15 protein-coding genes and 3 pseudogenes are annotated in these 20,342 nt (G+C 65.2%); 5 read left to right on the plus strand and 13 right to left on the minus strand.

The genetic code is table 11. The features are described 5' to 3' along the window. The first annotated feature begins 128 nt into the window (after positions 1-128). Positions 129-812 carry a ComEA family DNA-binding protein gene (locus ACQVLG_RS14675; RefSeq protein ID WP_230538487.1) on the plus strand — a complete coding sequence of 228 codons (684 nt, stop codon included), beginning with the start codon at positions 129-131 and terminating at the stop codon, positions 810-812. A 98-nt stretch (positions 813-910) separates the two neighbouring features. Here ACQVLG_RS14675 and ACQVLG_RS14680 read toward each other — a convergent pair whose 3' ends face one another. Together ACQVLG_RS14680 and ACQVLG_RS14685 are read right to left on the minus strand one after the other, a co-directional pair. Next, positions 911-2,476 carry a phospholipase D family protein gene (locus ACQVLG_RS14680; protein WP_474295317.1) on the minus strand — a complete coding sequence of 522 codons (1,566 nt, stop codon included), beginning with the start codon at positions 2,474-2,476 and terminating at the stop codon, positions 911-913. Between the two features lie 124 nt (positions 2,477-2,600). Continuing rightward, positions 2,601-4,370 (minus strand): FAD-dependent oxidoreductase, encoded by a 1,770-nt coding sequence (locus ACQVLG_RS14685; protein WP_474295319.1) that lies wholly within the window; start codon positions 4,368-4,370, stop codon positions 2,601-2,603. Positions 4,371-4,622: 252 nt separating this feature from the next. Here ACQVLG_RS14685 and cysM point away from each other — a divergent pair, with 252 nt between their 5' ends. After that, entirely contained in the window at positions 4,623-5,528 is a 906-nt protein-coding gene (gene cysM, locus ACQVLG_RS14690; protein ID WP_474295321.1) for a cysteine synthase CysM, read from the plus strand. A gap of 102 nt (positions 5,529-5,630) precedes the next feature. Here cysM and ACQVLG_RS14695 read toward each other — a convergent pair. The 6 genes and pseudogenes from ACQVLG_RS14695 to ACQVLG_RS14720 form a co-directional block, all read right to left on the minus strand. After that, a pseudogene (locus ACQVLG_RS14695) lies at positions 5,631-5,962 on the minus strand (hypothetical protein). A gap of 437 nt (positions 5,963-6,399) precedes the next feature. After that, complete coding sequence (gene mltB, locus ACQVLG_RS14700; RefSeq protein WP_474295323.1) at positions 6,400-7,563, minus strand: lytic murein transglycosylase B; 1,164 nt, start codon at positions 7,561-7,563, stop codon at positions 6,400-6,402. After that, positions 7,554-7,988 carry a DUF4129 domain-containing protein gene (locus tag ACQVLG_RS14705; RefSeq protein WP_474295648.1) on the minus strand — a complete coding sequence of 145 codons (435 nt, stop codon included), beginning with the start codon at positions 7,986-7,988 and terminating at the stop codon, positions 7,554-7,556. The genes mltB and ACQVLG_RS14705 overlap by 10 nt, the downstream gene beginning before the upstream one ends. A 200-nt stretch (positions 7,989-8,188) precedes the next feature. After that, positions 8,189-9,577: pseudogene (locus tag ACQVLG_RS14710) on the minus strand (transglutaminase TgpA family protein); the annotation flags it as partial. Continuing rightward, on the minus strand, positions 9,574-10,560 hold the full coding sequence (locus ACQVLG_RS14715) for a DUF58 domain-containing protein (RefSeq protein WP_474295324.1): 987 nt from the start codon (positions 10,558-10,560) through the stop codon (positions 9,574-9,576). The pseudogene ACQVLG_RS14710 and the gene ACQVLG_RS14715, both read right to left, overlap by 4 nt. A 5-nt stretch (positions 10,561-10,565) precedes the next feature. Further along, entirely contained in the window at positions 10,566-11,474 is a 909-nt protein-coding gene (locus ACQVLG_RS14720) for an AAA family ATPase (RefSeq protein ID WP_474295326.1), read from the minus strand. Between the two features lie 226 nt (positions 11,475-11,700). On the opposite strand from ACQVLG_RS14720, the gene ACQVLG_RS14725 reads away from it, so the two are divergent. Continuing rightward, positions 11,701-12,627: a histone deacetylase family protein gene (locus ACQVLG_RS14725; protein ID WP_230538480.1), complete on the plus strand. Its 927-nt coding sequence runs from the start codon at positions 11,701-11,703 to the stop codon at positions 12,625-12,627. On the opposite strand, the gene ACQVLG_RS14730 is transcribed toward ACQVLG_RS14725, so the two are convergent. Both ACQVLG_RS14730 and ACQVLG_RS14735 read right to left on the minus strand, forming a co-directional pair. After that, a complete protein-coding gene (locus ACQVLG_RS14730; RefSeq protein ID WP_474295329.1) occupies positions 12,628-12,909 on the minus strand; it encodes a hypothetical protein in 282 nt (93 codons plus the stop codon). A gap of 206 nt (positions 12,910-13,115) precedes the next feature. Next, entirely contained in the window at positions 13,116-13,913 is a 798-nt protein-coding gene (locus ACQVLG_RS14735) for a hypothetical protein (RefSeq protein ID WP_474295330.1), read from the minus strand. Between the two features lie 227 nt (positions 13,914-14,140). Here ACQVLG_RS14735 and ylqF point away from each other — a divergent pair, with 227 nt between their 5' ends. Next, the gene (gene ylqF / locus ACQVLG_RS14740) at positions 14,141-15,064 is read left to right on the plus strand and encodes a ribosome biogenesis GTPase YlqF (protein ID WP_474295650.1); all 924 of its coding nucleotides are present in this window, start codon (positions 14,141-14,143) and stop codon (positions 15,062-15,064) included. Between the two features lie 70 nt (positions 15,065-15,134). Here ylqF and ACQVLG_RS14745 read toward each other — a convergent pair. After that, positions 15,135-15,939 (minus strand): annotated as a pseudogene (locus ACQVLG_RS14745) (DODA-type extradiol aromatic ring-opening family dioxygenase). A 114-nt stretch (positions 15,940-16,053) separates the two neighbouring features. Here ACQVLG_RS14745 and ACQVLG_RS14750 point away from each other — a divergent pair. Then, complete coding sequence (locus tag ACQVLG_RS14750) at positions 16,054-16,944, plus strand: LysR family transcriptional regulator (protein WP_474295332.1); 891 nt, start codon at positions 16,054-16,056, stop codon at positions 16,942-16,944. Here the strand turns inward: ACQVLG_RS14750 and ACQVLG_RS14755 are convergent, their stop codons facing one another. Next, on the minus strand, positions 16,945-17,829 hold the full coding sequence (locus ACQVLG_RS14755; protein WP_474295334.1) for a hypothetical protein: 885 nt from the start codon (positions 17,827-17,829) through the stop codon (positions 16,945-16,947). After that, positions 17,826-20,114: a M1 family metallopeptidase gene (locus ACQVLG_RS14760; protein ID WP_230538473.1), complete on the minus strand. Its 2,289-nt coding sequence runs from the start codon at positions 20,112-20,114 to the stop codon at positions 17,826-17,828. The genes ACQVLG_RS14755 and ACQVLG_RS14760 overlap by 4 nt, the downstream gene beginning before the upstream one ends. Between the last annotated feature and the right edge of the window lie 228 nt (positions 20,115-20,342).

The following is a 20,342-nucleotide window of genomic DNA, read 5'->3' on the forward strand; positions in this document are numbered from 1 at the left end:
GCAGGTTTTCCTGCCGTTCTGCCGTGCCGTCTTGTCAACCATATCACGCCACAGCCGTTAAAGCCGTTAAGGCGCTGTTCCTCCCTTGCGTTCGAGTCATCTTGAAACCACATCACGGAGAGATACCCATGTTCAAAAAAATACTGCTGGCCATCGCCACCCTGATCGCGACGATGGGCTTTGCCTTTGCCCAGGTCGATGTCAACAAGGCGGACCAGGCGGCACTCGACAGCGTCAAGGGCATTGGGCCCGTCACGTCGAAAGCCATCATCGACGAGCGCGCCAAGGGCGGCGCCTTCAAGGATTGGGCCGATTTCGAAAGCCGCGTGAAGGGCATCGGCCCGAAAAGCTCCGTGAAGCTGTCGGAAGCGGGCTTGCAGGTGAATGGCCAGGCCAAGTCCGGCGCGCCGGCGGCGCCCGCCCCGGCGGCGAAGGCTGCCCCGGCAAAAAAGGAAGCTGCTGTGAAGGAAGTTGCAGCGAAAGAAGCCGCACCGAAGCCAGCTGCTGCGACCGACACCGCTGCGGCGCCAGCCAAGACGGCCGCTGAAACGAAGAAAGAAGCTGCTGCAGCCAAGAAAGAAGCCAAGGCCGCTGCTGCTGCAGCCAAGAAAGAAGCCGCCGCCAAGGCAGTGCCCGCTGCAGCGCCTGCCGCCGCCGCAGCCGATGGCGCCGCGCCCGTGAAGACGGCCGCCGAAGCGAAGAAGGAGGCTGCCGCTGCCAAGAAAGAAGCGAAGGCTGCTGCCGCTGCCGCGAAGAAAGAAGCGAAACTGGCTGCCGCCGAGGCGAAGAAAGCGGAAGCCGAGAAAAAATAAGCGTTTTGTTGTAGAGCGTGCTGCGTGGTGGTGCCGCGCAGCATGCAAGAAAACCCCGCGTGGTACCGGCCGCGCGGGGTTTTTATGCGACAGCCAGTTTACAGCTGCGACTCGATCGGCAGCCAGCGCATCACGGACACCAGCATGCGGCGCCAGAAACCCGACTCCGGATCGTGCGTCCATAGCTTGGCGGGCTGCTCGGTGGCGTCGGACCAGCGCAAGGCGCCGCCGTCGAGGAACAGGCGGTAGCTGGTGTCGGCCGAGGTCGAGTGCAGGAACAGGGCGCGCATGTCGGCCGCCAGCGCGGCATCGTCGAACAGCACGCCCATTTCCGTGTTCAGCTGGGCCGAGCGGGGATCGAGGTTGAAGGAGCCGACGAAACCACGCCGGCCATCGACCACCACGGCCTTGGTATGCAGGCTGGCGCGGCTCGAACCCATCAGGCTGATGCGCTTGCGATGCTGCGTCTTCAATTCATACAGGTCGACGCCGCCATCGAGCAGCAGCTGGCGGTAGCGCGCATAGCCCGCATGCACGAGGGCCACGTCGGTGGCCGCCAGCGAGTTGGTCAGCACCTTGACCTGGACGCCGGCCGCGACCTTGTCGCCCAGCAGCGTGCTCAGCGCCGTGCCGGGCACGAAGTAGGGCGAAGTCAGCAGCGCTTCTTCGCGCGCCTGCGTCAGCAGGGGCAGCAGGCTGTGCATGAGCCAGTGCTCGCTGCGCTGCAGGCTGGCCACGGGCGCGGCTTTTTCCGGCGGGTCCGACAGCACCTGCACTTGCGCGCTCCAGTGCAGCCGCAGCCGGCCATCGAGGTGGGCCTGCAGCTGGCCCGTGTCGGTCAGTTGCCGCAAATACGGCGAAGCGCCCAGTTCTCCCGTCAGCGCATCGAGGCGGGCGCGCACCGCCTGCAATTCGGGCGCACCCGCGTTCTTGCCTGCATGCAAGGCACCGATGGGGAGGACGGCGCGGCTGTTCCAGAAGCGGTCGAAGATGTCGCTCGTCTGCTGCACGGCGGGGCCCACCAGCAGCAAGTCGGCATCCTGGAAATTGACTTGCTCGGCGGCATCGAAGTATTCATCGCCGATATTGCGCCCGCCGACCAGGGCGACCCTGCCGTCGACGATCCAGGCCTTGTTGTGCATGCGCCGGTTCAGGCTGACGGCGCGCAAGGCCATTTCCACGGCGCGCCACCAGATGCCGTCGCGGTTGCGGCTTGGATTGAAGATGCGCACGTCGATCAGCGGGTGGCTGTCGAGCGCGAGGATGGCGGCGTCCTGGCCCCGCGCATTGATGTCGTCGAGCAATACGCGCACGCGCACGCCGCGGTCGGCCGCGCGCAGCAGTTCGCGCACGAGCAGGCGGCCCGTGACGTCGTTATGCCAGATGTAGTACTGCAGGTCGATGCTGCGGCCCGCTTCGCGCGCGCTCAGGGCGCGCAGGGCGAACGCTTCCAGGTTGTCGTCGATCAGGGCCGTGCCGCTGTGGCCCGGGCGTTGCGCCAGTTGCGGCGCCAGCACGCGGTCGAGCAGGGTGGCATCCATCGCCACGGGCAAGGCCATTCCTGGCGCGCCCAGCGAACGCTGGGCAAAGCGCCCGTAGCTGTACAGGGCGGCGATGCTGAGCACGGCAAATAGCGTGCCCAGTAGCAATAGTTTGACGAGCATGCGGCGCACCGTCAGCGGGCCGCGGGCATGCTGCGGCGCGGGGAAAGCCTGGTGGTGTGGGGCATGCGGACTCTTTCAACGGGATGGCGAGAGCCGATTGTAGCAGTTTCTACAATGCACGATTTCAGGCCGAGCCCGCCGGCAGCCGCGCCAGGAAGCCGTGAATCTGGGAAACGACGGCCGCGCCTTCGCCGACGGCGGCGGCCACGCGCTTGGTCGAACCGGCACGCACGTCGCCGATGGCGAACACGCCCGGCACGCTCGTTTCCAGCGCGGCCCGCTCGGGCAGGTCGGGAGGCGGCTCGGTCAACAGCGCGGCGTGGCCGTGGGCGCGGCATTCGGCGCGCGTGACGTCGAAGCCCGTGCGGATAAAGCCCTGTTCATCGACGGCCACGGCGCAGTCGTGCAGCCAGTCCGTGTTCGGATCGGCGCCCACGAACAGGAACACGCGGCGCACGGCGCAATCGCACTCTGTGCCCGTCTGGTTGTTGCGCCAGCGCACTTCCGTCAAGCCATCGTCGTCGCCTTCGAGGGCGATGATTTCCGTGTGCGTGTGCAAGGTGATGTTGGGCGTGGCGGCGATGCGCTCGATCAGGTAGCTAGACATGCTGGCCGCCAGCCCTTCGCCGCGGATCACCATGTGGACCTTGGCGGCGTGGCCGGAGAGGAACACGGCCGCCTGGCCGGCCGAATTGCCGCCGCCGACCAGGATGATCTCTTCCTGCCGGCACAGCTTGGCTTCGATGGGTGAGGCCCAGTAATACACGCCCCGTCCCTCATACGTTTTCAGGTTGGCCAGCGAGGGGCGGCGGTAGCGCGCGCCGCACGACAGCACCACCGTGCGGGCGCGCACCTGCGTGCCGTCGCACAAGTTGACGCGCAGCGGCCAGGTGTCGCACAGCAAGTTGGCGGCGCTGGCCGGGGTGGCGATTTCGACGCCGAACTTTTGCGCCTGCACATAGGCACGTCCCGCCAGCGCCCGGCCGGAGATACCGGTGGGAAACCCCAGGTAATTTTCGATGCGCGCGCTGGCGCCCGCCTGGCCGCCATACGCGCGCTGTTCCAGCGCCAGCACCGACAAGCCTTCGGAGGCCGCATACACGGCCGTGGCCAGGCCTGCCGGCCCCGCGCCCACCACCAGCACGTCGAAGATCTTGTCGCCGGACAAGTCGGGCAGCATGCCCAGGCAGCGCCCCAGTTCCGCATTGCCGGGATTTTTCATGATCTTGCCGTCCGGACAGACCACCAGCGGCCATTCCTGCGGCGTGGGCTGGTAGCGCTGGGCCAGCGCGGCGGCGGCCGCATCGCTGGTCGGATCGAGCACCGTGTGCGGGTGGCCATTGCTCGACAGAAAGCTTTGCAGGTGGAACAGATTGCCATTGCCGCGCGGGCCCACCAGCACGGGGCCGCCCGAATTCGATTCGATCAGCGCCACGCGGCGCAGGATCAGGGCGCGCACGATGCGTTCGCCCATCTCCGCCTCGGCCACGATCAGCGCGCGCAGGGATTCCGAGCTGATGTCGAGCAATTCCACCTCGCCCACGGCGCTGCCATTGACGAGGGTGGGGCGGCCGGACAATTGCGCCACCTCGGCAATGAAATGGCCGACGCCCACTTCGCGCAGCACGGACGCCTGCCCCAGCACTTCGTGGCGCTTGATGCTGACGCGTCCGGACAGTATCACCAGCATGCCGAAGCTGCTGCTGCCCGCCTCGAACAGCGTCTCGCCATCGGCAAAGCGCTGCCGCGTGCCATAGCGCTGCAAGCGCTGCAGTTCGGGCGCATTGAAGACGGGCGAGATCTGGTGGCTGCGGCCCTGCAAGTCGAGCGTGGCGAACTGGACGGAATCGTCCTGCGTCGTTTCGGGAATGAATTCGGGGGTGCTGCTGGCCATGGCGAGTCCGATCGGAGGCTGAATAAGCAAATAACAAAAATAACTAACAGTGGCGAGTCTAGCGCATGCGGCGCGCGCCCGCCGCAATACCCTCTGCGCATGCCCGGAAATGGCGGTGCGGCAGGCGCCATGCGGCATGCGGCGGCATGCGCGCACGCGCACGCGAACCCGGATGCCTCCGCCGATCAGCGATACGCTGCCCAGCATCTCATATTAGAATGGGTCTTTGTTGAAATTACTCAAACAGACACGATGGCTTACAAGACACTTGAAGATACGATAGGCAATACCCCGCTGGTGCAGCTGACGCGCTTGCCGGGCGCCGATGCGCTTGCGCGCAACAACGTCATCCTGGGCAAGCTGGAAGGCAACAATCCGGCCGGCTCCGTGAAGGACCGTGCGGCCATGTCCATGCTCAAGCGCGCTGAAGAGCGCGGCGTCATCAAGCCGGGCGATACCCTGATCGAGGCGACCAGCGGCAATACGGGCATCGCCCTGGCCATGGCCGCCGCCTTGCGCGGCTACTACAAGATGCTGCTCTTGATGCCCGATAACCTCAGCGTGGAGCGCCGCCAGAGCATGGCCGCCTACGGCGCCGACATTTTATTGACGCCGAAGACGGGCGGCATGGAATATGCGCGCGACCTGGCCGAGCAGATGCAGAAGGATGGCCGCGGCGTGATCCTCGACCAGTTCGCCAACGAAGACAATTCGCGCGCCCACTATGAGAGCACGGGACCGGAAATCTGGCGCGATACCAACGGCCAGGTCACGCATTTTGTCAGCGCCATGGGCACGACGGGCACCATCATGGGCGTGTCGCGCTATTTGAAAGAACAGAATCCCGCCATCCAGATCATCGGCGCCCAGCCCGAGGAAGGTTCGCAGATTCCCGGCATCCGCAAATGGCCGGAAGCCTATTTGCCGAAAATCTACGACAAGTCGCGCGTGGACCAGGTGGAATACGTGAGCCAGGGCGTGGCCGAGCGCATGGCGCGCAGCCTGGCGGCGGAAGAGGGCTTGTTTTGCGGCATCTCCGCAGCCGGTGCGTGCGAAATCGCGCTGCGCATCTCGCAAACGGTGGAAAACGCGACCATCGTATTCGTCGTGTGCGACCGCGGCGACCGTTATCTGTCGACCGGTGTTTTCCCTGCGTAACGGCTGAAGTCATGGAACTGATGTTGGCCAGGACGGCCTGAGAACTGCTGAAAACTACCCCCTCCCCACGGCGGGGAGGGAAAACCTGCGAAACTGGCAGGATCAGCCTTGTGGCGTTTCGCCTTCTTTTGGCTTGAATTGTTTGTCGCTGATGCGGAATTTGTTACGACGGTCACCCATCAGGTAACGCAGGTCGCGGATGCTCAGGTCGCTGACTTCGTGCATGCGGATCAACAGCGATGCGCCGACCGGCAGGCGGTGGTGACGGATTTTGCTGATGACCGGTGGCGCTACTTCCAGCGCGCGGGACAAGGCTGCGTCGTTTTTCAGGCGCAGGTTTTCGATCAGGGTATCGAGCAATCTTTTGGGTTGTATTGAAGCAGATCGTCGGAGTCCGAATCGCTGTTCATATCAATGCCGACTTGGTTTGTCATGATGTTATTGTTCCTTCTGTAGTTGCACTGCAAAGTAAAAAACACTCGGAGCTCGCTCTTGCTGCGTTCATGTTCATTCTTTACTAAAAGGAACGAATTCACACACGGTACGATCCGGGATACAGTTTTTCATGATATATACACAATTGTACAACAGGATTCAATTTCAGACCGGAAAGCCTGCTAATCTTGCTTTGTACAGAATCGGTGTTGTCTGGTTGCAACACCTATTTATTCTTTATTATGCTCCATGATAGAACAAAAATTGTACTTTGACAAAAGTTAAGTATAAAACCATTTCCGTATTCCGTGCCGCACAAAGGCTGGCGAGCGAGGCTGGCACATGTTATCGGCCCTACCATAGTCTTGTTTGGTGGCCGCTTCAACATCCCTTACGCTTTCTTACAAGTAATATTATAACTTTACATGACTTTCGGTTAGCGTGCGCGCACTTGGCTGATGGCCTTGCCCAGGTCAATGACTGACATGGCATAAAAATAACTTCTGTTGTACTGAGTTATAGCAAAGAAGTTATTGGTTGCCAAGTGATACTCAGTTGCTTCTGAACCATTTTGTAAGTCGATCAAGCCGAACAGCATGTTCTGGGGCGTGGCCGCGACGGTGCTCACGCCCGCTTCCTGCAATTCCCCCAGCCGGTACTTGGCCTGCAAGCCCTGGCCGATGAATTTTTCCCAGGCGCGGCTGGCCGAGACGGTGACAGGATAGGTGCTGATGGCCGGATCGTCGCGCCGCCAGCCGTGTTCGACGAGGAAATGCGCGACGCTGCCGATGGCGTCGGCCGTGGAGTTGCGCAGGTCGATATGACTATCGCCATCGAAGTCCACCGCATATTTCATGATGCTGCTAGGCATGAACTGCGGCAGGCCGATGGCGCCCGCATACGAGCCGAGCAGGGTCAGCGGATCGATGCCATCCTTGCGCGCGTACAGCAGCGCGTTTTCCAGTTCTCCCTTGAAAAATTCCATGCGTGCGGCCCGCGTCGGGCTTTCCGGATAGGAAAACGCCAGGGTGGTCAGCGCGTCGAGCACGCGGAAGCGGCCCGTATTGCGTCCGTACACGGTTTCCACGCCGATGATGCCGACGATGATCTCGGCCGGCACGCCATATTCACGCTCGGCGCGCGCCAGCGCTTCCGCGTTCTCTTCCCAGAATTTCACGCCCGCATTGATGCGCACCGGCTCGATGAAGCGCGCGCTGTACGCTTGCCAGTTCTTCGGCTTGCCCGGCGGCGCCGGTTTCATCAGCTGCACGGTCGACTCGACATAGCGCACCTTGCCGATCAGGGTGTCGAGTCCGGCGCGGTCAAAGCCATGCTTGGCAGACATCTCGTCGAGGAAGGCGCGGACTTCTTTCCAGTTGGCATAGTCGACAAACTCGCCTTCGAAGTCGAATTTTGCCGGTGCTTTTTTGGCTGCGACCTTGGCGGGCGGGGCCTTGGCCGCGCGCACGGCACGGGCGCGGTCGGCGGCGGAAATATGGCTGTTTTCGCCGGCGTGCGCGGTGGCCAGGCACAGGGGAAAGGAGAGGAGCAGGGACAGGGCGGAGGTTTTGATCGGTAACAAGGAGCGTCTCATCGGCATTGGGTTAACAGGCGGCGCAAGCTGCGCCGCGCGCGGAGTTGTTCGTCTGGGTTGGCATTACCATACTTCATCGCGGCATAGATTGCCAGAAACTGTGCGATGGCGGCGTGCGCCTCGGGTGTGGCCTTGCCTGCGGCCAGGCGCGCAGCATAACCGTGCGGGCCTTCATGCGGCGCACGGCTGTGGCCGCGCCGCGCCTGCTGGCGGCAAAACTGCGCGTACAGGGCGTCGAGCGGATCGCCTTGCCGGGCTTGGCGCCACCAGACCAGTGCGCCGGCCACGGCGGACAGCAGGGCCAGCACGGCGCAAGCCAGTGCCAGTGTCTCTTCGCTGGCAAGTTTTTCAAGCCATCGAGCATGGCGCGCTGGCGCTGCGGCGTGGTGTCGAGCACCCAGCTGCTCCAGGCTTGCTCGGCCTGCTGCCATTGCTGGCGCCAGGCGGCAAGCGCCCCGTGCGCGCCGCCATCGAGGCCGGCCAGGGCGCGCCACGCCGTCAACGGCGACGGTGCCGGCGGCAGGGCGGCGTCCAGGTTGCGCTCGGTGCGCAGGGGTGCGACGGCGCCCGTGGGATCGATGCGCACCCAGCCCCGGCCCGCCAGCCACACTTCGCTCCAGGCGTGGGCATCGGACTGGCGCACCGTCAGGCTGGCACCGTCACTGTTGCGTGCGCCGCCCTGGTAACCGGTGACGACGCGCGCGGGTATGCCCATGGCGCGCATCAGCACGACGAAGCTGCCCGCGTAATGTTCGCAAAAGCCCGCCTGCGTCGTAAACAGGAAGTCGTCGACGCCATGCTTGCCCAGCAGCGGCGGCTGCAGGGTGTAGCGGAAGGGCGCGCGGCGGAAGTGCTCCAGCACGGCGGTGATGGCGTCGGCGGGCGCCAGCATCTGCGCGCCGCTGCCGCGCAGGGCGCGTGCCCAGGCCACGCTGCGCGGATTGCTGCCGGCGGGCAAGGCCAGCCAGGGTTGCTGCTGGGTCAAAGACAAGCCGGCCTGCAGCTGGTAGCGGGAGTGGGAACTGACGCGGTAACGTACGGTCGAAGTAATAGGCTGTATGGTCAGCACTTCCAGCGCGGACGACACGACGTAGGGATTGCCGGGCAAGCGTTCGATGCTGCGGGGCACGTCGAGCGCGAAGATGCGCCGCTGGCCGCTTGCCTGCAAGGTCACCTCATATTGGCTGGGCCGGCCTTCCAGCGCGATGTCGATGCGGCTGTCGCCGGCAGGCGCGCGCCCCTTCGCGCCCCGGCGCGTCCAGGTGGCGCCGTCGTAGTCTCCCAGCACCACGCCGCGCCAATACAGCTGCTCTTGCCGCGGGAGCGGGGCGGAAAAGCGGGCAGTGAAGACGGGTTCGCCAGACAGGGCCAGCGAGGCGATGGCGCCCGGTTGCATGCTGTCGGACAAGCCCGTGCGCGCCTGCGTGCCCTCGTGCGGCGCGCCCCACAGGGGGCCGTCGATGCGCGGCACGGCAAGAAACATCAGGGCCGCCAGGGGAAGGGCCAGCGCCAGCATGCGTCCCAGCAAACTTAATCTTTGCGCCAGGCGCGGCTGCAGCGTGCCGTACTGGGCCGACAGCAGGCCGGCCAGCAAGACGAGGACGGTAGCCAGCATCCAGGCGGCGCTGAGGATGCCTTGCGCATGGAAGAAGTTCGCCAGCAGGAGGAAAAAACTGAGGAAGACGAAGACGAAGATATCGCGCCGGCCATGCATTTCCAGCGATTTCAAGGCCAGCAGCAGGGCCAGCATGGCTACGCCGGGATCGCGTCCCAGCACGCTGCCATAGCTGGCGTACACGCCGGCGATGCCCAGCAAGGCCAGCGGCGCGAGCAGCGTGAGCGGCGGCTGGCGCCGGCCCCGCACGGTAATGATGGCGCGCCACAGCAGCAGCGCGGCGGCGGCCACCGACAGCCACGCAGGCAGGTGCAGCGCGTGCGGCGCCAGCACCATGGCGGCGGCCAGCAACAGCAGCAGCATGTCGGCCTTGTCGCGCGGCAAGCTGTTAAACCAGCGGATCATGGTGACTCCTTGCTGGGAGGTAAGTCATGCAGGGCCAGCGCGCGCAGGCAGGCGTCGCGCTGGCTGAGGCCCAGGCCCGGCGCCACGGTCAGCGCGCCCAGGCGCAAGCCATAGGGCTGGCCGTCCCGCTCCGCTGTCAGCACCCAGGCGGCCAGGCGAGACAAACGCGCTTCCGGCGCCAGCGCGTGCAGGGCGGCGTGCTCAAGCATGATGCTGCCAGGGGCTGCGCCCGCCTGCGCGTCGGTGGCAGGCTGGAATTGTTTGCTGAATAAATGCTCGCCGTCATGGCGGGCGATGTGGCGCCAGGCCAGTCGGTGCAACGGGTCGCCGGGCTGGTAGGCGCGCACGCCGGCCAGCTCCAGGGCGCCGCCGGACGTGCGCGGCGGTTGTGCTTGTTGCACCTGCCGCACCGTGCCGGCCGGCAAGGGCAGCGGCGGCGCGTTGTGCTCGGGCTGCGGATACACGAGCACGCGCGCCTCCGGCTGCCAGTGGCACCAGGCAACAAACAGGCCCAGCGGAAAACGGCCGGACAGGCGCACGGGAGGAGCCGCGAGCCATCCCCGTTGCTGCGCCGCTACGCCGATGCTGACGGCCGTTTCGCCGTGGGCGGCGATGTCGGCCAGGCTGGGCGCTGCCGGCGAGCCGAACGCGGCCAGGTGGATCGCATGGCGCGGGCGCGCGCTGCGGTTGATCAGGCGCAAGGTGAACAGGGCATGGCTGCCCGTGAAGACGGGCTTGCCGGGCGTGGCGGCCAAGGCCAGGCCCGCCAGGTTGCGGCTTGTAAACAGCATGTCGGCGATGGCGCAGGCGGCCGCGAAGTACGTCAGGGCGTAGCCCAGGCCCAGGCCGTAGTTGACGGCGGCGATCCACAGCGCCAGCAGCAGCACCGCAAAGGCCAGGCCCGCGCGCGAGGGGCGGATGTGCACGCGCTGCGCGCCCAGCCAGGGGCGTGCCGGCAGCCAGGAAACATTGCGCCAGCGCATGCCGGTCAGACGGGCGTGTTCAAGAGCATGTGCTGCAGCAGCGCGCGGCTATCCGAGGCTCCTTGCGCCGCATGCAGGCGGTGGGCGCAGACGGGCAGCAGCACGGCTTGCACATCGTCGGGCGTGACGTGGTCGCGTCCGGCCAGGGCGGCCCAGGCGCGCGCCGCCTGCAGCAGGGCCAGCGCGGCGCGCGGACTGAGGCCATCGGCAAACACGCCCGGCACGCGGGTGGCATGCACGAGGGCCAGCACGTAGTCGACCACGGCAGGCGAAGCGTGGATGGTGCGCAAGCCCGCCTGCGCCTGCAGCAATTCTTCCGCGTTCATGACGGCTGGCAAGGTTTGCAGCATGGCGCGGCGGTCGGCGCCCAGCAGCAGTTCCCGTTCGGCGGCCGCATCCGGGTAGCCCAGGGTGACGCACATGAGAAAACGGTCGAGCTGCGATTCGGGCAGGGGGAAGGTGCCCAGCTGGTGTGCGCAGTTTTGCGTGGCGATGACGAAAAACGGCTGCGGCAGCGCGCGCGTGACGCCGTCGAGCGTCACTTGCCGCTCTTCCATCGCTTCGAGCAAGCCCGATTGGGTCTTCGGCGTGGCGCGGTTGATCTCGTCGGCCAGCAGCACCTGGGTAAACAGGGGGCCTGGATGAAAAATGAAACTGGCGCTGCCCCGGTCATACACGCTCATGCCGGCCACGTCGGCCGGCAGCAGGTCGCTGGTAAATTGCTGGCGCTTCCATTGCAGGCCCAGCGAGATGGCCAGCGCATGCGCCAGCGTCGTCTTGCCCACGCCGGGCACGTCTTCGATCAGCAGGTGGCCGCCCGCCAGCACGCAGGCGAGGGTCTGGCGGATCTGTAACTGTTTGCCGACGAGAACTTCGCCGATCTGCTGTGCGGCCTGGTGTATTTTCGAAAACATGCTATTTCTATCACAGTACGATGGATTATTTAATTTACAATCGCTTTGGCTAGGTCAAAGCGCGCCGCCCGCCCGTTGCGCGCTCGTGGTAGATTAGAGAGGCAGCAAGGACGGCCAGGGCGGCACAGACCAGCCAGTGATTTTATGCGAGAACGCGCAGGGCGAACAGGAATGCCATGCAGTGTTCCCGGAGAATGGATAGAGACAGAGGTAACCAGTACAGCGCATGAGCACAGCCATTTATACCCATCCCGATTGCCAGCGCCACGAAATGGGCGACTGGCATCCCGAATCGCCGGCCCGCTTGCAGGCCATCAACGATCAATTGATCCTCGCGCACATCAGCGACCTGGTCGAGCACCGCGACGGCGTGCGCGCGCAATTGTCCGATATCGAGCGCAACCACAGCGCCACGGCCATCGGCCTGGTGCGCGACAACGTGCCGCCGGCGGGCGATTACTATCCGCTCGACGGCGACACCCTGCTCAACGCGCACAGCTACGAGGCGGCGCTGGCGGCCGCTGGCTCGGCCGTGGCCGCCACGGACGCCGTCATCGATGGCGAGATCAGCAACGCCTTTTGCGCGATCCGCCCGCCCGGCCACCATGCGCGGCCCAGCGAACCGATGGGTTTTTGCCTGTTCAATAATATCGCCATCGCCGCCAAGCATGCGCTCGACGTGCGCGGGCTTGAACGGGTCGCCATCGTCGACTTTGATGTACATCACGGCAATGGCACGGCCGAATCCGTGGCGAACGACCCGCGCATCCTGATGGTGAGTTTTTTCCAGCACCCGTTCTATCCGTACAGCGACGTCGAATCGTATACGGATACGCGCGTCAACGTGCCCGTGCCGGCCCGCTCGAAGGGTGACGCCGTGCGCCAGCTGGTGCTCGATCACTGGCTGCCCGCGCTGCACCGGCAGCAGCCGCAGATGATTTTCATTTCCGCCGGTTTCGATGCCCACCGCGAAGACGACGTGGGCGGCATGGGCCTGGTGGAGGCCGACTACACGTGGATGACGCAGCAGATGATGGCCGTGGCCCATCAGTATGGCAAGGGGCGCATCGTCAGCTGTCTCGAAGGGGGCTACAACCTGTCGTCGCTGGGCCGCAGTGTGGCGGCGCACGTGAAGGCGCTGGCGGAACTCTGACTACAGCAGGGTGGGGCGGCTGCGGGAATTGGTGTGGCGGTGCGTCTGGTAGTCGAGCGCATCGCCGGCCATGAAGCGGCGCCAGGCTTGCGTGTAGACGAGCGATGATTTCTCCGCATCGAAGCTGTCGAGCTGCAGCATGTCGCGGTGGTGCTTGATTTCATTGACCAATTGGTCATACAGCATTTGCAAGCCATAACTGTCCGCGCTCTGGCGTTTCAGGCGCTCTTCCAGCTGCGCCACTTGCCCCTGCAAACTGCCGGCATTCCCTCTTCCAGTCATTGCGCGGCGGGCGCTTGGGCGCCATGCCAGTGTGTTCCATCATCATATCGACCTATCCCCATCGCGTATCTCCCTGCACCTGGCGGAGCCAGCCTGGAAATAATTGCTTTTCATTTAAGAGGCGATATTAGAGCACACTTTTTTATTACTCTCAGTAAATATAAAAATCCTTGTGGAAATACTTGACCTGGCTTCCCCGGCGCGCATCACTGGCGCTGCGCTGCCTTCAACGGCGCTGCCGGGGCGGCTCCGGCTATTTTTCCGTCGTCGGCATAGGTCAGGGTCAGCAGGGTATTGTCGTCCCAGGTCACGTCATGCAGCGGCGGCACGAAGCGCTGGCGGTCTTGCGTGACGCGGATGTCCAGCGTGCGCTCGCCCGAGCGCGCCTGCACGGCCAGCAGCTTGCGCAGCACGGGAAACGGTACGTGGATCAGCGATGAGTGGCACGGTCCGCCCGCCAGGCGGAACAGGTTGCGCCGGACGAAGGGGAGCTGGTCCTGTTCGACTGCCCAGCGGATTTCGCATTCCAGGCGCAAGTCGCCCAGGCGGCGCACGTTCGCGGGCAGTCCCGGCGTATGGATGTCGGCGCGCCAGCGCAGGGTATCGCGCTTCTTGTTGCTGACCAGGTCGGCATTCGCATCGTAGGCCGTCTTGTCGCGCGTCAAGGTGAAGCTGCCGTCCGCCGCCAGGGGCACGGGGATGGACAGGTTGTCGGCCGACAGGTGCAAGGTCACGCCATCGAGCCGGGCCTGGGGCGTGGCGGGAACCAGCATGAAGCGCAGCGGCGCGTCCGGCGCTAGGCGCTGGTGGTCGGCATACGCGTCGAGTCCCTTGAGCATGGTGCGGTAGGGGCGCAGGTCGGGATCGCGCGTGCCTTGCACGTCGACGACCTGCTGCATTTCCTGGTTCACCGGGTCGCCGGGCGCCGCCGCTTGTTCCTGGGCCATGGCGGGCAGCAGGCCGGCGCTAAGGGAGACGAGGAGGCAAAAACGGGAAAAGTGCATGGAAGGCGTGCCAGGTTAAGCTTGCAATGGTGAACCGGCCAGGCTGGACGGACTGCGGATATTATCATTCATGTAACTGCCAAATTATCACCAATTGTCTCGTTCGTGTCGCACGGCTGGCGCTGGCGGCGGAAAATGGGACGTCGTGGCGGCAACCACGTAAAATAGCGGATTGACCGAACGATTTTGAAAGCAAGAGCATGGCGATACAATGGTACCCAGGACACATGAACGCGGCCCGCAAGAAAGCGGCCGAGACCATGGAAAACACCGATCTGGTGATTGAAGTGGTGGACGCGCGCCTGCCGGCAGCCAGCTGCAATCCCATGGTGGACGAGCTGCGCCTGTTCCGCCAGCGCCCTTGCCTGAAGATCCTCAACAAGACTGACCTGGCCGATCCTGCCGCGACAGCCGCCTGGGTGGCCTATTTCAATGCCCAGGAAGGCGTGACCGCGTATGCGATGACGACCAAGAAGCCGGGCGACGTGGCGCGCATCCCTGACCTGGCGAAATCGCTGGCGCCGCACCGCGGCGTGCCGACGAAGCCGCTGCGCATCATGATCATGGGCATCCCCAACGTGGGCAAGTCGACCCTGATGAACGCGCTGCTGAAGAAGCGCGTGGCCAAGGTGGGCGACGAGCCGGCCGTGACCAAAATGCAGCAAAAGCTGTACCTGGACAAGAACACGATTCTGGTCGACACGCCCGGCATGTTGTGGCCAAAGATCGCCATCCCCAGCGATGGCCTGATGCTGGCGGCCAGCCACGCCATCGGCTCGAATGCGCTGATCGAAGAGGAAGTGGCCGTGTTCCTGGCCGAGGAATTGCTCAAGCGCTACCCGGACTTGCTGGCTGCCCGCTACGGCACCAAGGTCGATGAAGTCGACGCCATCGGCGTGGTCGAGGGCATCGCCGCCAGGCGCGGCTTCCGCATCAAGGGCGGCGACTACGATTTCGAGAAAGCGTCGCACACCTTGCTGCTGCTCGACTACCGCAGCGGCATCCTCGGGCGGATCTCCTTGGAAACGCCGGATACGCGCGCCGCCCTGCTGGCCCAGCACGCGGCCGAGATGGCGGAAAAAGCGGCCAAGGCAGCGGAGCTTGCCGCCGAGAAGGCGAAAAATGCGGCGCGGGGCAAGCGCGGCACGTAAGTTACCGCTTCACCATGCAAAAAGCGCCGCGACAGCAATGTTGCGGCGCTTTTTTTCATGCGCGAGCCGATTATCCGAATTTGAAACTGGTCACCGCCAGCGCCCCAAAAAAATCCTCCTCGTGGTACACGACCTGCGCCGCCTCCTGCTCGGCCGCGCCGAGCGCCACCATCAGCGGCAGCAGATGGTCTTCCTGCGGATGGGCCTGGCGCGCTCCCGGGGCCCGGTCCCAGGCCAGCAACTGTTCCAGCCTTTGTTCTGGCGGCAAGGCCATGGCCTGGCGCAGCCAGGCGTCGAACTGGTGCGAGGCGGCGGCGCCCGCCTGGCCGAACTGGCGCAGGTTGTGGTAACTGAGGCCGCTGCCCAGTATCAGCACGCCTTGCCGGCGCAGGCCCGCCAGCGCGCGGCCCACTTCGACGTGCGTCAGCGGGTCGTAGCCGTGCTTGAGCGACAGCTGCACCAGCGGCATGTCCGCCTGCGGGTAAATGGGGAACAGGGCACTGAAAGTGCCGTGGTCGAAACCGCGCTCATGGTCCAGGCGCGCCGGATGGCCGGCCGCGTCCAGCAACTGCTTGACTTGCGCCGCCAGCTCCGGCGCGCCCGGTGCCGGGTACTGGATCTGGTACGTGTGCGGCGGAAAGCCCGAATAATCGTAGATCATGCCCGGGCGGGGGCTGGCCGAAACGAGAAATTGCGGCCCTTCCCAGTGCGCCGTCACCACCAGCACGGCCTTGGGACGCGTACCGATCTGGCGCGGGATATCCTGCAGCGACGCTTCCAGCACGTCGTAGCGGCCGCCGAACTGGTCTTTCATGAACGGCCACGGGCCCGCCGCCGTGCGACAGGAAATAAGTAGGGAAGGTGTGCTCTTGCATGGCGGCTCCTGGTAGGAATGGCTGATGATGGAACGATGATAGTCATGCGCGGTCAGTTGATCAAGATCGCAATTATTGATATATCATTTCCATTTTGTTGATGATGGGATGCTCATGGATACCTTGCGCAGCATGCGCGTGTTTCGCGCCGTGGTGGAACTGGACAGCTTCGTGCGCGCCAGCGAGCGGCTGGATCTGTCGCCCGCCATGGTCAGCAAGCACGTGATGCACCTGGAACGCCACCTGGGTGCGCGCCTGCTGAACCGCAGCAGCCGCCACCTGAGCCTGACGGAAATCGGCAAGGTGTATTTTGAACAGTGCCGCGACATGCTCGACAACCTCGACGAGGTGGAAGCGACGGTCGGCCGCACGACGGTGGTGCCGCGCGGCATGCTGCGCCTGAGCGCCCCCGTCTGGTTCGCCAACGCCATCTTTACGCGCACGCTGGCCGCCTACCGCGAGCGCTTCCCGGAAGTGACTTTTGACGTCGACCTCAGCGGAAGAGTCGTCAACCTGGTGGAAGAGGGCTTCGACCTGGCCCTGCGGGTGAGCCAGGCGCCGTCGCCGAGCCTGATCGCGCGGCCCATCGGCAGCATCGCCTTTCATTTGGTGGCCGCGCCCGCCTACCTGGCGCGCGCGGGCCATCCGCACGTGCCGCAGGACCTGGCGCAACACGCCATGATCAGCTATTCCTTGTTGTCAAACGGAAATGAACTGGCTTTCGACGGGGAGCAGGGGCGCGAGACGGTGAAGTTCTCGCCCGTGCTGCAATGCAATAACGAAAGCCTGCTGCACGCGGCCGCGCTCGACGGCATGGGCATTGCCCTGCTGCCGTCGTGGCAAACGGATGCGGACCTAGCGGCGGGGCGGCTGGTGCGCCTCTTCGACGGCTACCAGCTGGCGGGCGGCAAGGTGTACGCCGTGTACACGAGCCGCCGCTACCTGTCGTCGAAAGTGCGCACCTTCATCGACTTCCTCGCCGATGAAGGGCGCCTGGGGGCCTGACTAGGCGATTGAACGCTTGACGTCGATCAAGGCGAACAGGCGCGCGCTGCGCATCCACGCCAGCACCAGCACCGCCAGCTGCGTCGCCAGGAAGCCGGCCACGAGGGCCAGCGGACCGGGGGCGGCCAGGTTCAGCCGGGCCACGCCCAGCAGCGCATACAGGGCCAGTCCCAGCACGGTGATGACGAGGTAGATGGCCAGGCTGGCCAGCGGACGCCGGCGCAGCATGCCGAGGCCCCGCCACCACGCCTTGACGGCCGACGTGCGGCGACGGTCGACGGCCAGCGCCGCGCGGCCCGCGTCGAGCGTGGCGCAGGCCAGCAGGAACAGCACGCCCGTGAGCAGCAAGGCCAGGTGGCGGGCCAGGTCGGCGTCCGCTTCCAGGATGGCCTTGGCCGCGTGCTTGTCGGCCAGTTTCAGCGCGCCGGCGCCGATCGCCAGCGCCACGCCCAGCGGCACGATACTCCACAGCAGCATGCGCAGCATGCGGCCGTATTCGCCGAAGGCGCCCGTCAGCAGGGGGCCGAAGCCCAGCGCCGCAGGCGCGCGCGCGGCCGTCACCACCAGGCCGCTCAGCAGCGGCGACAGCAGCAAGGCCAGGATGGCGCCGGTGATGGCGGCCTGGCTGATGGCGGCGCCGTTGCGTGCCGCATTGGCGACCAGGTCGGCCAGGGTCGACATGTCGAGCTGGTGCGCCAGGGCCGCCGCATGCACGGCCTGGTCGAGGCTGGCGCTCAGGGTGCGCCACAGGGGAAAGACGGCAAGGATGGCGGGGATCAGCAGCAAGCCCGCCCACAGCAGCAGCAAGCGCCATTGCAGGGCGGCGCGGCTGGCGCGCGTGGTCAGGGTCAGGCCGCTGGCCCGTGTCGTGGAAGTGGCGCTCATACGATGGCAATCAGGGAAAGGAGGTATTGGAAGGCGGCGGCCAGGTCGAAGCTCCAGCGCCGCGCGGCCGAGGCATCGGCTTTCAGGGTGCGGCTGTCATCGAGCTTGTTGACGTCGAGGTAGTGCACGCGGTCGGGATCGAGTTCGGCCGAGACGGCTTTCACGGGCTTGCTCCAGGTGTAGCGCTGCCACAGCTGCTCGTTGTCCCATACCACGCGTTCGGACGTGCCGTCGGCAAATTTCACCAGCAGCACCTGCGGCACGGGCGCGCCGCGGCGGCGCAAGACCACGCTGGTCAGATACGGATACGGTCCCGTGCCGGGCTTGGCGTCCGGATGCGCCTTGTCCCACGCCTCGCGCACCTTTTCCTCCTCTTTTTCCAGCGCCTCGGCCGTGTGTTCCACGCGCTTGCCGTTCACCAGCGCCGTGCCGGCCAGCGGCGTCTGCTCTTCGCTGGTGAAGCTGCCGATGCGGTCGTCGATATTCGCGCTGGCATAGACTTGCTGCGCGAAGACCTGTTCCACGATGCGCCGCTGGCCCGTCGCCTCGGCCAGCGCTTCGCGCAGGTCGGCCACGCTCGGGTGGCGGAATTTCCACTGTTCATAATAGGCCTTGAAACCCCGTTCCATGGCCTCGCTGCCGATGCGCGCTTCCAGGTCGCGCAGGGTGACGGCCGTGCGGCTGTAGACGGGGCCCACGCCCTGCAGGCGGTTCCACGCATTCTGGCCCAGCGGGTCGGCCGCATCCTGGCGCGGTGCGGCCATGCGCTCGAATTCGAAGACCTTGAAGGCGGGATCGAAGCCCAGGCGCTTGAGCAGGGGCGTGGTGGCGTGGATGTCCTGGCCGCGCGCGCGCAGCATGCGCTGGTCCCAGTACTCGTTCAAGCCTTCGTCTAGGATCGGTTCCTCGAACTCGTTCGAGGCCAGGATGCCGTAGAAATAGCCATGCCCGAATTCATGGATGGTGACGAAGTCGAGGCCGAATTCTGCCGCCGTCTTCGGCTGCAGGCTGGCGTAGCTGGACGCCGTGATGAAGGTCGGGTATTCCATGCCGCCCGCTTCGGCCGCATTAAACGGCGGAATCACCACCGTCAGGGTCTTGTACGGATACGGGCCCAGGGTGCGCGAGAAATACGTGAGCGAATCCTTCGCCGCCTGCAGCGCGGGCGCCGCGTTGGAGGCGTATTCGGGCGGGTACAGCACCTTGATGGCCACCGGCGGGCTGCCTGGGCCGCTCCAGCTGCCCAGCAGGGGCTGGGCGCTGCGCTTGTCGGCCGTCCAGGCGAAATCGTGCACGTCGCCCTGCACGTAGTGATGCGTGAGCATGCCGTTCTTTTCCTGCGGCGCGCCCTGCAGTTCGCCCGTGGCGCCCACCGTGTATTCCTTGGGCACGGTCAGTTTCACGTCGTAGTGGCCGAAATCGGCGTAGAACTCCGAATTGAGGTGGAATTCATGCGCGTTCCAGCGCGGCGCGGTGGCGCCCCGTTCGCCGGGCAGTTCCAGCACGGCGATCTTGGGGAACCACTGGCCCACCAGGTGGAAGCTGCCGAAATAGCCGGTGCGCGCGATGACGCGCGGCAGCTGGTCGAAGAAGCGGATGTCGAGCGTCGTCTCGGCGCCCGGCGCGACGGCCTGCGGCAAGTCGACGCGCACCACGGTGCGGTCGGTGGCCGGGCCGTTGTCCGGCTGGACGAAATGCCAGGGCGCCTTGGCGCCGTTCTGCGTCATGCTGCGCAGTTCGATGTAGCCCCACTCGCCGTCGCGCGTGTCGACGCCCGAGCGGAAGCCCGTGTCGAGCTTGCGCTTTTCGGTGAAGAAGGTCGAATGTTCGCCTTCGAATGCGTTCAGATACAGGTGCAGGTAGACGCTGCTGACGGCTTGCGCGCTGCGGTTGCGCCAGCGCAACTTTTGCTGGCCATCGATGGTGTGCTTGACGGGATCGAGCGTCGCTTCGATCTGGTAGTCGACCACGCGGTCCGACAGGGTCGCTTGCGCGCCCGTGCGCGCGCCGCCCCACGCGTTGCTGGCGCTGGGCGTGCCGACGGCCGACGCGTGCGGCGACGCCAGGGCGATGCCGTCGGCCGATGGCGCCAGCGGCACGGGCGCGCCGGCAGGCTTGCCCTGGCCCGGCTGGGCGAACAGGTCGGCCTGCAGGGCCAGGCCGGCCAGCAGCAGGGCGGCGATGGAGAGGGCTTTGAACTTGCCCGAGATGGGGAAAAAACCAATGCTGCGGCGCGTGCCGCGGGGACTTGGCGGCCCCTGGCGCGTTGTGCTACGACTTTCCATGCGTGACTCCCACAGTGACTTCTTATTGTTGATTTTTAAATGCAGTCGGCTGCGCCCGGGATTGCCGGGTGCACCTTAATATACCTACAAAAATGCCAAATCACCAATAAAATATTGGCATAAGGAAAGTACCAGCGGGCTAGTGCTTGCGGCGCCGTGCGCCGTGGGTATAATGATTCGCTTTTGCCATCCCTCCATCCCTCTGCCGAGCGTCCGCGCCCCGGCAGC

Source organism: Janthinobacterium sp. TPC_1, from assembly GCF_056037845.1.

Coding starts and splice junctions, on each gene's coding strand:
- ACQVLG_RS14685 (WP_474295319.1), bottom strand. CDS start 4,370: ATGGCCAGCAGCACCCCCGAATTCATTCCCGAAACGACGCAGGACGAT.
- ACQVLG_RS14715 (WP_474295324.1), bottom strand. CDS start 10,560: ATGCGCTGGCGCAATGTTTCCTGGCTGCCGGCACGCCCCTGGCTGGGC.
- cysM (WP_474295321.1), top strand. CDS start 4,623: ATGGCTTACAAGACACTTGAAGATACGATAGGCAATACCCCGCTGGTG.
- mltB (WP_474295323.1), bottom strand. CDS start 7,563: ATGCCGATGAGACGCTCCTTGTTACCGATCAAAACCTCCGCCCTGTCC.
- ACQVLG_RS14750 (WP_474295332.1), top strand. CDS start 16,054: ATGGATACCTTGCGCAGCATGCGCGTGTTTCGCGCCGTGGTGGAACTG.
- ACQVLG_RS14730 (WP_474295329.1), bottom strand. CDS start 12,909: ATGACTGGAAGAGGGAATGCCGGCAGTTTGCAGGGGCAAGTGGCGCAG.
- ACQVLG_RS14720 (WP_474295326.1), bottom strand. CDS start 11,474: ATGTTTTCGAAAATACACCAGGCCGCACAGCAGATCGGCGAAGTTCTC.
- ACQVLG_RS14735 (WP_474295330.1), bottom strand. CDS start 13,913: ATGCACTTTTCCCGTTTTTGCCTCCTCGTCTCCCTTAGCGCCGGCCTG.
- ACQVLG_RS14705 (WP_474295648.1), bottom strand. CDS start 7,988: ATGGCAGCAGGCCGAGCAAGCCTGGAGCAGCTGGGTGCTCGACACCAC.
- ACQVLG_RS14760 (WP_230538473.1), bottom strand. CDS start 20,114: ATGGAAAGTCGTAGCACAACGCGCCAGGGGCCGCCAAGTCCCCGCGGC.
- ACQVLG_RS14675 (WP_230538487.1), top strand. CDS start 129: ATGTTCAAAAAAATACTGCTGGCCATCGCCACCCTGATCGCGACGATG.
- ACQVLG_RS14680 (WP_474295317.1), bottom strand. CDS start 2,476: ATGCTCGTCAAACTATTGCTACTGGGCACGCTATTTGCCGTGCTCAGC.
- ylqF (WP_474295650.1), top strand. CDS start 14,141: ATGAACGCGGCCCGCAAGAAAGCGGCCGAGACCATGGAAAACACCGAT.
- ACQVLG_RS14725 (WP_230538480.1), top strand. CDS start 11,701: ATGAGCACAGCCATTTATACCCATCCCGATTGCCAGCGCCACGAAATG.
- ACQVLG_RS14755 (WP_474295334.1), bottom strand. CDS start 17,829: ATGAGCGCCACTTCCACGACACGGGCCAGCGGCCTGACCCTGACCACG.